This is a genomic window from Halochromatium sp. (assembly GCF_054919635.1).
The window spans coordinates 1-12,396 of record NZ_JBUDPI010000080.1; the positions used below are offsets into that span (position 1 = coordinate 1).

The following is a 12,396-nucleotide window of genomic DNA, read 5'->3' on the forward strand; positions in this document are numbered from 1 at the left end:
CTCGCGATGCTGCCAAGGAGTTGCGCCATGTCGGGCTGAATCTGCTCTTCGCCCACCGTGATGGCCAGATTGCTTGGCAGGTTTCTGGCCTGTTGCCGGAGCGCGGGCGTGGCAGCGGTACCTTCCCGGTTCCCGGTTGGCAGCTCGGTTATGGCTGGGACGGCTATCGGCCGTTTGACCAGAATCCAGGACTCACGGCGCCGAGCAACGCCCTGCTGGTGAGCGCGAATCATACGATGGAAAACGCCATGAAGGCAGATGCTGAGGGCACAGCACCCATTGGGCATTCTTGGCTGGCACCGTTTCGGGCGCAGCGCATCGAAGCGCTCCTGAACGCCGCTGAGCAGGTCAGCCTCGACAAGATGGCGCGCATGCAATCCGATCGCGTCAGTCTGGAGGCGGCGATCTATCTGGCCTCGCTGCGGCGGCATCTCCCTGAGCTCAGGAGGATTGATCCGGAGGCTGCGGCGCTGGCCGAGGATAGCCTGTTGGATTGGTCGCTGGAATTCGCCGATGAGAGCGAGCCGGCTGCCTTCTTTGTGCTGTTGCGCTCCGAGCTCTATCGGGCACTCTACGGTGATGAGCTCGGTGACGACATCCACTGGCTCATGAACCTGGATTCCGATACCTATGGTCCCTTGGCGGAGGCCATGTATACCGATCGCTCGAGCTTCTGGGATGATGTCGAGACCCCAGGCCTGCAAGAAGGCCCAGCGGCAGTCTGGGCGCAGGCGTTACGAGCAACCGCAGCGGCGCTGCGCGATGACTTGCCTGGCGACAAGGCACCCCGCTTGGCAGGGCTGCGCCAGCTCACCTTTGCCCATGCCTTCGAGGGTCAGCCATTGCTCGGTCCTCTCTTCAGCCTGGGGCCGCTCGGGCGGGGCGGCGACAATGGGACGGTCGATGTTGCCATCGCGCGGCTGACACGCCCGCGCGAGATCGGCAATGTTGCCTCGATGCGCGTGGTTTATGCACCAGCGGATTGGTCGCAGACGCGAGGCACCCTGCCGCTAGGACAGTCCGGCCACCGTTTCTCGAGCTATCGCTCGGATCAGCTCGATGATTGGCTCAAGGGTCGCTCTCACCCTTGGCCTTGGGGTGGTCCCGCAGCCGGGCAGGCGCTCGGCAGCTTGGTGCTAAGGCCGACCTTAGATTGAGCACGTGCTGAGACGGCCGGGGCACTGTCACTGACCCCACTCCCCTCATCACACCAGTGGTAGAGCTCAAGAGGCGCGCTGTCGCAGAGTGCGCAGTCGGTGCAAGCGGTTGGTGCGGGTAGCCGCTCGATGCGTCCCTTATCAACCCATTTCTGTAAGAGCGTCCGTGCCACATCAGCGGGAACGCTTAGCTTCTGGGCCACCTCCTGCAGCGAGGCGATACCTTGCTGGCGGACGAGATCGCGCGCGGTGGTCAGCATCTGGTCGGCATCCGTTTAGTGTCAGTTTGGTATCTGGTCGGCATCTGGTCAGCGTCTGCTCGGCATCAGGCCTGTCCGCTTGCGGTCTTCAGCGCCATCTGCCTCCCGCGCTGACTCCAAAGGCGAAGGCCGGTGAAGACGACGATGAGCAGCAAGAGCAGGGCGCCGATCCAGATGCCGGACGTTACTGGATGGCGCGCGAAGGTCGCGCTCTGGTAGAACAGGGTTGCCGTGACGAAGGCGATGCCTGTGGTCCAGGTGGCCACAAAGGCGGCCCAGGGCGCGCCGGCCTCGCGGACAATGGCGCCAATGGTCGCCACACAGGGAAAGTAGAGCAGCACGAACAGCAGATAGGCAAAGGCACCGGCCTGCCCATCGAAGCGTTCCGCCATTGCGCCGAAGGTGCCGGGCGTAATCGATTGCTCGGCGGCGATCGCATCAGGGTCGAGAACCTCACCAACTTGCAGGCCAAGGGGATCGGTCAGGCTGCGCCCGACCTCGGCGAGATTCGCGGGCACGGTCGCGGCCGCAGCGGTGAGTGCTTGGCCCAAACGGAAAGGCGTCTCGTCATCTGCTGGAGCTGCTTCGGTCGCAAGACGGCTGTATAGGCTATCGAGCGTGCCGACGATCACCTCCTTGGCGAGTACGCCGGAAACGATCCCCAGCACCGCAGGCCAGTTGTCTTGGCCGATCCCCATGGGTGCGAACAAGGGGGTGGCGAGTCGGCTCGCCGCGGCGAGGATCGACTCGTCGCTGTTGTCCTGATCCAGATGTCCGTCGGTACTGATCGAGCTGAGCAGGTTCAGGATCAATACCATGACAACGATGATCCGCCCGGCCTCACGCAGAAAGAGCCGTACTCGATCCCAGGTGCGTAAGAGGGCGCCACGCAGTCGCGGCCTGTGATAAGGCGGCAGCTCCATGATAAAGCCAGTACTCGTGCCGGAGAGCAAGGTCCGTTTCATGATCAGGCCGGTGAGCACTGCGATGGCGATACCAATCAGGTAGAGCGCGAAGACGACATTCTGGCCAGCGTGAGGGAAGAATGCGGCTGCAAACAGCACATAGACAGGCAGCCGTGCGCCGCAAGACATGAAGGGGTTCATCAGGATAGCGAGCTTGCGCTCTCGCTCGTTCTCTAGCGTGCGTGTGGCCATGACTGCCGGCACGTTGCAGCCGAAGCCGACGATCAGGGGCACGAAGGCCTTGCCCGGTAGGCCGATCGAGCGCATGAAGCGGTCCATGACAAAGGCCGCGCGGGCCATATAGCCTGAGTCTTCCAGTGCCGAGAGAAAGATATAGAGACTGGCAATGACCGGGATGAAGGTGGCGACCACGGCCAGGCCAGCGCCCATACCATCGGCCAAGACCAGCCGTGTCCATGTCGGCGCGGAGACGTGGCTGAGTAGTGCGCCGAGACCATCGACGAACAGCGCCGTTGCGATGCCGTCGAAGAAATCGATGAAAGCACCGCCGATGTTGATGGTGAACACGAACATCAGGTACATCATCGCCAAGAACAGCGGGATGCCCCAGACCCGACTGAGGACGATGCGGTCGATCCTATCGGAGAGGTGCCCACCGACTGCACCCTGCTGGCGCTGCACGGTCTTGGCTAATGCGTGGGCGTGGGCGAAGCGGGTGTCGGCGATTTGGATACCGGCGTCCTCACCCGCTCGCGCGGCAATGGCGTGACGCCAATGATCGATGCGTGCCGCAAGCTTGGAATCGAGGCCAGTGACGACCTGTTGATCACCCTCGATCAGCTTCAGCGCTAGCCAGCGATCATTCGCCTCTGAGCCGCTGCCGAGCCAAGGCATCAGCTCGGCGATAGCCTGCTCGACGATCTCATCATGGCCGAGTGCGTAGCCGCCGCTTTCGCGGTCATCGGCAACAGCGAGCGCGCGTGCACTGAGCTCGGTGATGCCTTGCTTGGAGACTGCGACGACCGGCACCACCGGACAGCCAAGCTTCTCCGACAGGGTCCTGGTGTCGATCTCGACGCCGCGCTTACGGGCCACATCCATCATGTTCAGCGCGACCACGACCGGCACATCGAGCTCAAGCAGCTGCACGCTCAGATAGAGATTGCGCTCCAGATTGGATGCGTCGACGACGTTGACCACAAGATCGGCCTCGCGGCTGAGCAGGTAGTCGCGGGCGACCTGCTCATCGAGCGAGTCCGCATCCAGTGAATAGATCCCCGGCAGATCGATGACTTGCACTGCACGGCCGTCCAGCTCACTGCGACCCTCGCGCCGCTCAACCGTGACGCCAGGCCAGTTGCCCGTGGTTTGGCGTATCCCGGTCAGCGCATTGAAGAGCGCAGACTTGCCGCAGTTCGGGTTGCCGGCAAGCGCAATCGTCAATGGCAGCAGGTTCGTCGATTCTTCGTTGGGCGCTTTGGGGGTGCGATTCATCGCGGCACGGCTCCGTGCGAGGCTATGTTGCGGCTGGCGTTGTTGCGGCGGAGCTTGCTCGGCCAACGGCGTTCATGACGGCTCTGGATCTGCTGTCGATGCCGGCGCTGGGCCATGATCATCGTCAGTGGGCATGATCTGCAGCTTCTCGACAATTCCGCCGCCGAGCGCAACCCGACCGTTGCCGACCGAGACCACCAGACCGGAGCCTCGGCGATGTTCGATGCGTAGCTTGGTACCGACGTGAATACCCAGTCCGCGGAGCTTCCGATGCAGTTCATGCCCTCCAACGATCTGGATGATGACGGCTGAGCAGCCAACAGGCAGCTTTGCCAGCGTCAAGGGGGTGGATACAGCTTGATCCATCTTGAAGATGCCTATTGCGTCACTTTCGACCATTCAAACGAGAAACGTTTCGGGTAACCAAGATAGTGTCCATCTGGGTGCTGCGGAAGTCGTCCGCCTGTATCGATTGACGCGGCGCAGCATTTGATGCGACACGGATGTCTATCGATTTAGCGTTGCAACCGCTCACGCTGGAGCGTCAACCTCAGGTGCAAGCCGACTGCGCGCGCAGCTGTCCACAAGAAAAGACATGGAAACTACCCATTGAGAATTGCCCTAGCTAGGCTATGCTCAGAAACAAGGTGACGCGCCTTGTCGTGTATAACACGCAGGTGTTGGATGGTTGCTACGGGGGCGATCAACGGAGCTGATCGGTTGATGGTATTGATTTTGCAGTCACTTTGCAGGTATCCAAGTGACGTGCAGCGTAGAGGCATTGACAATGACACCGAAACAGACCCACACCCTATGGCATCTTCGCCGCCAAGGGCTGCAGTTTGAGGCCGAGCGGGCGGAGCAGGCCTGGTCCAAAGGCCGCGAATTCCTCCCTGAGCAGCATGCACCGCTCAAGCGTGAAACGCGCGAGCTGATCGACCAGTGTAACTGGGAGCTGGTTGCGCAGGTTGCGTGAGCGGGGGCTCCTCGCGATCCGCACAACAGAGCCAGAAGGCGCATCGAGTGTGTGATTGCAACGGCGATGCGAAAAGGTTACTTGCTGGTTGAAACGCAGCCAGAGCAGCCAGGGCTTGTCTCGGTTAGTGCTCAGGAAAGCGCTCCTAACCTTGATCGGCCGGGACTAAGGTTCGCCGCCCAATTCGATGACATCGATGCCGCGCTGATGCATCTTCATGAGTGCTTACGCCGGCATCTCGATCGCCTAGAGCCGCGCCGCTATGCCGTCGATCTCGAAGAGGCGGTGGCGGCGGCTGATGCCGTTGAGCTTGATCATCGTCGCGTCTTTATCGAGCCGGCGCTCGCCGACGGCGGTCGTGTTAACAATCGCATCGAACAGCTACGGAACCGACATCGACGGTTTGATCGGTTGATGCATCTGGTCGGACTCGTCGCCCTGGTCCTGCTGAGCCTATTGACTCTCGTGCCGCGCTGAGCTCGGGTAAGACGTGTCCGTGTTCTTGAGCTGCGCCACCCCGGTTATCGCAGCCCGTCCAGCGGACCTCGATCATCTCTGCTTCGTGGGCCGCCCTTGATCGGAGTTCCCGATGCGTCAGTGTGACCAGAAGCCGCTGATGGCCGCGATGCCCTGAGCACCATGGCTGATCGCCCGGTCGAGATCCGCCTCACCAACGCCGCCGAGCGCATAGACCGGGAGGCCTGCCTGATCGACCAGTTTGGCAAAGGTCGACCACCCGAGTGGTGTTGCATCGGGATGGGTGCGGGTCTGTTGTACCGGCGATAGCAGGGCGTAGTCCAAGCCAAGCGCAGCCGCCTTGGCCAAGCCTTCAGTGCCATGGCATGAGGCGCCGATCAACGGTTTGTCGGTTTGTGGGCGTTCGTCCAGCGCGCTGAGCCGAGTCTCGGTCAGATGCAGACCGTCTCCCGGTAACCGACCGGCCAGGTCGGCATCGCAGTTCAGTATCAGTTGAGCGTTGGCCTGGCGACAGACCTCGGCGCAACGCCGAGCGAGCTTCGCGTATTCGTTGGCGCCGAGCCCGGGTGCGCGCAGCTGCAAGATGCGCAGCTGCGACCGGCTAAGGGCCTGCTCGAGCCGTCGAATGAAGGCGTCGGGCTGGGTCGGGTCTGTGCCCGTGATCAGATAGCGGCTGGGTAGGCGCAGCGCGCTGATGACGGGGCGATCAGCTGCCGGAAAGGAGCTCGGGTCCATCTGCTGCGGTGTCATCCAATCCAATGCTTGGCCTTCGCGTCCATGAGGACATCCCTGATAGCTGAGCACACGGTGGATATCAAGCAGCACCAAACGATCGCCATAGTCGTGGCGCAGACGGATAAGCGGCGCTGAGGCCCTGACCTGAATGCCAAGCTCCTCATCGAGCTCGCGGGCTAGCCCCCGCGCGACCGGCTCGCTTGGCTCGAGCTTACCCCCCGGAAATTCCCAGAGACCGCCCTGATGGGTGTTGAGCGGTCGCTTGGCGACCAGCACCCGCCCGTCAGCGTCCGTAATGACGCCGGCGGCGACATGAATCAGCTTGGGGTCTCGAACCCGCTGCGCATCTTGGTCGCTCATCTAGGCTGCTCATCTCGGTTGGCTCGGGCGGTTGGTCTAGGTCCGATACTCGGCGTTGATGCGGACATAGTCGTACGAGAGATCGCAGGTCAAGACTCGGGCGCTGGCGTCGCCGCGGCCGAGGTCGACACCGATACTGAATGCGTCCTTTGCCATTACAGCCTTGCCAGCCTGTTCCTGGTACTCCGGATCGCGCCCACCGGCCGAGACGATGAGCACCTCGTCCAGCCTGATACGGACCTTCTCGATGTCCAGGTCGTCGAGTCCGGCGCGCCCGACCGCAGCGAGGATACGCCCCCAATTCGGATCAGAGGCGAACAGCGCCGTCTTGACCAATGGCGAGTGCGCGATCGTATCAGCGACCTGCCGCGCCTCGCTGACACTGCGGGCTTCGCCAACCTCGATGCTGACCAGCTTGGTCGCCCCTTCACCGTCCTTAACGATAGCGCGGGCAAGCTCCTCGCAGAGCGAGCTCAGCGCCTGTTGAAAGGCCCCGACCTCGGGTGAGGTCAAGGCACTGAGCGGCTGGTTGCCGAGACTGCCCGCTGCGGCCAGCACACAGGCATCGTTGGTTGAGGTGTCACCATCGATACTGATGGCGTTAAAGGTGCCCTCGACGGCTTGCGCCAGGCAGTGCTGAAGGCATGCTGGCTCGATGGCGACGTCGGTGGCGATAAAGGCCAGCATGGTCGCCATATCCGGCCGGATCATTCCTGCGCCCTTGGCGATACCCGTCAGGGTGGCCTGCCGGCCGTTGAGCTGAAACTGTCTGGTGGCGCGCTTGGGGCGGGTATCCGTGGTCATGATGGCGCGTGCGGCCGCTTCCCAACCCTCTTCATCCAGCGCTGAGAGGGCCTGGGGGAGGGCAGCTGTGAGCCGATCGACTGGAAGATACTCGCCAATCACGCCTGTGGAGAACGGTAGCACCTCAGCCGGATCAACCTGGGTCAGCTCCGCCAAGGCCGTGCAGCAGGCCTGCGCATCGGTTAGCCCGCGCGCGCCGGTCCCGGCATTGGCATTGCCGGCGTTGATCAACAGCCAGCGCGGCTTTGCTGTCGCCAGATGCTCTCGTGCCAGGGTTACCGGCGCCGCACAGAAGGCGTTGCGAGTGAAGGTGGCCGCGCATTGGGTGCCTTGAGGCAGCTCGATCAGCACCAGATCGTCGCGATTGCGATAGCGGATAGCGGCCGACACAGCGGCAACGCGAACGCCCTTGATGGATGCGTGATGGGCCATGGTGTGGTCATTGATCCTCGAACATGGTCAGGAAACGCGCCCATGGCATTGCTTGTATTTCTTGCCCGATCCACAGGGACAGGGCTCGTTTCGTCCAACCTTCCGACCTTCACGGACGAAAGGCTGATGAGCCTCGTCACCGGCGCCGGGAGCGGCGCTGCCAGCAGCGCCCTGAGCCCCCCCTAAAGGAGCAGCCCCTGAAGAACGGCCGGCCGGCGGACCACCGGCTGGGGAGTCCTTCGCCGAGGCCGGTAAGCCCTCGAAGGCCTCGTGCTTGAACTGAAACTCCGACGGGCTGGGCCCCTGCGGCATGATCTCCTCGGGCATCTGTAGCTGCATACGCGCCAGCGTCTTCACCACATCCTGTTTGATCGTGCTGAGCATCGCCGAGAACATCTCGAAGGCCTCGCGCTTATACTCTTGCTTCGGATTCTTCTGGGCATAGCCACGCAGATGGATGCCCTGGCGCAGGTAGTCCATCTGTGCCAGATGGTCCTTCCAGTGGGTGTCCAAGGTCTGCAGCATCACGGCCTTTTCGATCTGACGCATATTCTCGGAGCCGACCAACCGCTCCTTCTCGGCCGCCTGCGCGGCAAGCTCGTCAAGGATGCGTTGGCGAAGCGTCTCTTCGTGCAGTTCGTCGTCCTCATCCAGCCACCGCTGAATCGGCCAGTCGCCGCCGTAGGTGTCCTGTAGCGAGGCCATCAGCCCGGGCACGTCCCATTGCTCCTCGAGACTCTGTGGTGGGATGTGGATGCTGATCTGCTCGTTGACCACGTCATGACGCATCGCGTTCACGGTCTCGGAGACATCGTCGCCGTCCATGATCTCGCGGCGTTGCTGGTAGATGACCTTGCGCTGATCGTTGGCGACATCGTCATAGTCGAGTAGCTGCTTGCGGATGTCGAAGTTGCGGCCCTCGACCTTGCGCTGTGCGTTCTCGATCGCCTTGGTCACCCAGGGGTGCTCGATCGCCTCGCCCTCCTGCATCCCGAGGCGCTGCATCATGTTGGCGACCCGCTCGGAGGCAAAGATGCGCATCAGATTGTCTTGCAGCGAGAGATAGAAGCGGCTCGAGCCCGGATCGCCCTGGCGGCCGGAGCGGCCGCGCAGCTGGTTGTCGATTCGCCGTGATTCATGCCGCTCGGTGCCGATCACGTGCAGGCCGCCGGCCTTGATGACCTGGGCATGACGCTTCTTCCAATCGGCCTTGATGCGGCCGCGCTCTTCCGCGCTCGATGACTTCTCGAGCTCGGCATCGAGGTTGCCGCCGAGCACGATATCGGTGCCGCGCCCGGCCATGTTGGTCGCGATGGTCACTGCGCCGGGCTCACCCGCTCGGGCGATGATGCCGGCCTCACGCTCATGCTGCTTGGCATTCAGGACATCATGGGCGATCTTCTCGGCCTTGAGCTTCTGTGAGACCAGCTCGGAGGTCTCGATCGATGCGGTACCCACCAGCACCGGCTGACCGCGCTCGACACAATCGCGGATGTCTTCGATGATCGCGCGATACTTGTCTTCCTGTGTGAGATAGACCAGATCGCCGCGATCGTCGCGGATCATCGGCTGATTGGTCGGGATGACCGTAACCTCCAGCCCATAGATGCTTTGGAACTCGAAGGCCTCGGTATCGGCGGTGCCGGTCATGCCGGCGAGCTTCGGATAGAGCCGGAACAGGTTTTGGAAGGTAATCGAGGCCAGCGTCTGGTTCTCCTGCTGGATCGGAACCCCTTCCTTGGCCTCCACCGCCTGATGCAGGCCTTCGGACCAGCGCCGCCCAGGCATGGTGCGGCCGGTGAACTCATCGACGATGATGATTTGGCCATCGCGGACGATGTAGTCGACGTTCTTCTGGAACAGCGCATGGGCCCGGAGTGCGGCGTAAACATGGTGCATCAGCACGATGTTGCCGGCGTCATAGAGGCTCTCACCCTCGCCGAGCAGTCCCATCTCGGCGAGCTGCTGCTCGACCTTCTCATGACCCTCCTCACTGAGGTAGACCTGACGAGCCTTCTCATCGACCGAATAGTCACCGGGCCCGAAATCGGGCAGGCCTTCCTCGTTCTTGATCGCCTCCTGACGCGTCAGGGTCGGGATGATGGCGTCGATCTTCGTGTAGAGCTCGGTATTGCCCTCGGACGGCCCCGAGATGATCAGCGGCGTGCGCGCCTCGTCGATCAGGATCGAGTCGACCTCGTCGACGATGGCATAGAAGGGATCGCGCTGCACCCGCTGCTCGGGCGTGAACGCCATGTTGTCGCGCAAATAGTCGAAGCCGAACTCGTTATTGGTGCCATAGGTGATGTCGGCGTGATAGGTCTCGCGCCGCGTCGCGCGGCGCAGGTGTCGATAACCCTCTTGCTCAGGTGGCTCATAGCTCCGATCGAAGAGAAAGGACGCATTGTCCGGCCCCATGCCGCCGGAGCTGTTGATCACACCGACGCTCAGTCCGAGCGCGTGATAGATCTGGCCCATCCAGGCCGCATCGCGTCGCGCCAAATAATCGTTGACGGTGACGATATGGACGCCTTTGGCGGGCAAGGCATTGAGATAGGCGGCGAGGGTCGCGACCAGGGTCTTGCCTTCACCGGTACGCATCTCGGCGATCTTGCCGTTGTGCAGCACCATGCCGCCGACGAGCTGCACGTCGAAGTGGCGCATGCCAAGCACCCGCTTGCCGGCTTCGCGCACGACGGCGAAGGCTTCGGGCAAGAGGTCATCGAGTGTCGCGCCGTCGCCGAGGCGGTCGCGGAACTCTTGAGTGCGAGCACGCAGCGCCTCATCGGAGAGCGCGGACAGGCTCTCTTCAAGTGCATTGATCTGCTCAGTGGACTTCATCAACCGCTTGACCAAACGCTCATTACGGCTGCCGAAGACCTTTCGGAAAAGGCGTAGGGCCATGATTAGGGCTCTGTAGTGGTAGGCAGAAAATTGGGCAGAATGATACCGGAGTCCATCCCTGAGCGCAGACCCATGCGGCTCGCCGGGCTCAATCAAAGACGCCGGGGCCTTTGAGCAAGGCTCCCGGCGTACTTGGCACCGACTCACACCGCGGGGGGATCTCTGGGATGTAGGGGGTTACGAACGGACCGGTCGTCCTAGCTTGGGCGAATGGGCCGACCTGTCGTCGGCCCGGCAATCTCGAGCGGCATTTAGAGACGCGCCAGGCGAGATCGTTCGCTTAGGTCGAGAAAACGCATCGGGTCCAGCGCCACGCCGTCACGGCGCACCTCGAAGTGGACATGGGGGCCCGTCGAGCGACCTGTCGAGCCGAGCTTCGCGATGACCTGACCCTTGGTGACAAGATCGCCTTCGCTGACGAGATTCTGCGAATTATGTGCATAGCGGGTCTCAAGTCCGTCTGGATGGCGAATCTCGACGATCTTGCCATAGCCAGTCTTGCGCCCCGAAAAGATGACCAGTCCATCGGCCATGGCGACGATATCAGCGCCGTGCTTGCCAGCACTATCGCTGCCCTTGTGCATGCTGCGTCGACCGCTGATCGGGTGACGACGCATCCCGAAGGTTGAGGTGACGACACCTCCGGTGGTTAGTGGCCAGCCATCCGGAACCGTATGGCTCTTGAGGTCCCGCTCCATGATCAGGGTTTCGAGTAGGACCAGCTTGCGTTTGCGGTCGTCGATCTCGGCGAGTACCTTCGCGAGGTCCTGCGCAACCTCATCGACCTTATTCTCACGCAAGCTCGCCTTCTCGGGGCCGCCACCCGATGGGGCTGGCTGAACGAAGTTGAATTCTTCACCGTCGAGGCCTGACATCTCGACGAGGCGCTGGCCTAGGGCATTGATTCGGATGATCTCAGCCTGTAACTGGCCGACCCGCCTTGCGATACTGTCAAGCTCTGCGCCCAGGTCTTCAGTCGGTTCGGCGCCAGCGAGATGCCGGCCGTTCACATGAGAAAGAATGGTGCTGAGATCGTGTTGAGCTCGAGCCGAGTTACGCTGTTGAGCCAGCCAGAAGCCGGTTGTGCCGGCGATGATGGCAACCAACATGACAGAAAGGAGGGCTACAGAGCTGAAGCCAGATTGAGATTCGCTGTCGTTGAGCCGTCGCATCGTTTCTCCGAGCAGTCGATGTCATTCGCGGCGACCGCTGGTCTTCATGACCCGTGGGCGTCGTGTATTCAGGTCCTTTCTTAGCCAAGGGGCATCACTGCCCCGTCGGTGCTGGGCCAAGTCTGGACGTCATGGTTGAAAAGGTTGAGGGTCGAGACATGACCAAATCCGCAGCGCATGTCCGTCGTTTCTTGCGTGCGAATCAGCCCATCGCTGCGCTGCTCGATGAGATCGAGCGACGTGAGCAGCTGTTGAGCACTGTGCGGCAGTGGCTGCCAGTCGATCTGGCTAAGCATTGCTGTCAGGCCTCGCTCTCAGCAGATGAGCTGACACTCTTTGTTGATTCCCCCGTTTGGGTCGACCGATTTCGGTTTCTTTGCCCTGGATTGATCGGTTCTCATTCGATCCCTGGTCTGGCCTCGCTGGAAACCGAGGTGAAGACCTGCAACGTCCGGGTCCTTCCGCGAGCATCCGGCTCCTTAACGCAGCCGCCTGCTAAGCGCGACCAAGCCTGCGTTGATCCGGGCTCAGCGCCCGCCGACGACGCGGACGCCAATGGTTTGGCGCTGTCCCAGGCGCTCGCACGCCTCGCTCGAACGCTAGGCTATCCGTCAGGCTAGTTCCGCTCGGCGTCGAGGTGCGCCGGCTCAGAGTGCTGGCTCAGAGTGCTGGCTCAGAGTGCTGGCTCAGAGTGCTGGC

11 protein-coding genes are annotated in these 12,396 nt (G+C 62.1%); 4 read left to right on the forward strand and 7 right to left on the reverse strand.

Annotation, left to right across the window (positions count from 1 at the left end):
* Nucleotides 1-1,157, forward strand: a 1,157-nt coding sequence (locus tag ACY693_RS07020) for a penicillin acylase family protein (protein WP_462321116.1), incomplete at its 5' end; no start/stop codon positions are given.
* Here the strand turns inward: ACY693_RS07020 and ACY693_RS07025 are convergent.
* The 3 genes from ACY693_RS07025 to ACY693_RS07035 form a co-directional block, all read right to left on the reverse strand.
* Nucleotides 1,082-1,417: a FeoC-like transcriptional regulator gene (locus ACY693_RS07025; RefSeq protein ID WP_462321117.1), complete on the reverse strand. Its 336-nt coding sequence runs from the start codon at nucleotides 1,415-1,417 to the stop codon at nucleotides 1,082-1,084. The two genes, ACY693_RS07020 and ACY693_RS07025, sit on opposite strands and share 76 nt — an antisense overlap.
* 65 nt (nucleotides 1,418-1,482) lie before the next feature.
* Nucleotides 1,483-3,837 (reverse strand): Fe(2+) transporter permease subunit FeoB, encoded by a 2,355-nt coding sequence (gene feoB, locus ACY693_RS07030; RefSeq protein ID WP_462321118.1) that lies wholly within the window; start codon nucleotides 3,835-3,837, stop codon nucleotides 1,483-1,485.
* A gap of 72 nt (nucleotides 3,838-3,909) precedes the next feature.
* Nucleotides 3,910-4,203: a FeoA family protein gene (locus tag ACY693_RS07035; protein WP_462321119.1), complete on the reverse strand. Its 294-nt coding sequence runs from the start codon at nucleotides 4,201-4,203 to the stop codon at nucleotides 3,910-3,912.
* Between the two features lie 421 nt (nucleotides 4,204-4,624).
* Between ACY693_RS07035 and ACY693_RS07040 the strand changes: the two genes are divergently transcribed.
* Together ACY693_RS07040 and ACY693_RS07045 are read left to right on the forward strand one after the other, a co-directional pair.
* A complete protein-coding gene (locus ACY693_RS07040; RefSeq protein ID WP_462321120.1) occupies nucleotides 4,625-4,813 on the forward strand; it encodes a hypothetical protein in 189 nt (62 codons plus the stop codon).
* A 207-nt stretch (nucleotides 4,814-5,020) separates the two neighbouring features.
* Nucleotides 5,021-5,290, forward strand: coding sequence for a hypothetical protein (locus tag ACY693_RS07045; RefSeq protein ID WP_462321121.1), 270 nt, complete (start codon nucleotides 5,021-5,023; stop codon nucleotides 5,288-5,290).
* A 117-nt stretch (nucleotides 5,291-5,407) separates the two neighbouring features.
* On the opposite strand, the gene ACY693_RS07050 is transcribed toward ACY693_RS07045, so the two are convergent.
* From ACY693_RS07050 to ACY693_RS07065, 4 genes are all read right to left on the reverse strand, one after another.
* On the reverse strand, nucleotides 5,408-6,385 hold the full coding sequence (locus ACY693_RS07050) for a Nudix family hydrolase (RefSeq protein ID WP_462321122.1): 978 nt from the start codon (nucleotides 6,383-6,385) through the stop codon (nucleotides 5,408-5,410).
* A 36-nt stretch (nucleotides 6,386-6,421) separates the two neighbouring features.
* Nucleotides 6,422-7,621, reverse strand: a complete 1,200-nt coding sequence (gene argJ / locus ACY693_RS07055; RefSeq protein ID WP_462321123.1) for a bifunctional glutamate N-acetyltransferase/amino-acid acetyltransferase ArgJ — start codon at nucleotides 7,619-7,621, stop codon at nucleotides 6,422-6,424.
* A 27-nt stretch (nucleotides 7,622-7,648) separates the two neighbouring features.
* A complete protein-coding gene (secA, locus tag ACY693_RS07060) occupies nucleotides 7,649-10,525 on the reverse strand; it encodes a preprotein translocase subunit SecA (protein WP_462321124.1) in 2,877 nt (958 codons plus the stop codon).
* Between the two features lie 251 nt (nucleotides 10,526-10,776).
* Entirely contained in the window at nucleotides 10,777-11,634 is an 858-nt protein-coding gene (locus tag ACY693_RS07065; protein WP_462321125.1) for a M23 family metallopeptidase, read from the reverse strand.
* Between the two features lie 221 nt (nucleotides 11,635-11,855).
* On the opposite strand from ACY693_RS07065, the gene ACY693_RS07070 reads away from it, so the two are divergent.
* Nucleotides 11,856-12,317 (forward strand): DciA family protein, encoded by a 462-nt coding sequence (locus tag ACY693_RS07070; RefSeq protein ID WP_462321126.1) that lies wholly within the window; start codon nucleotides 11,856-11,858, stop codon nucleotides 12,315-12,317.
* The last annotated feature ends 79 nt before the right edge of the window (nucleotides 12,318-12,396 follow it).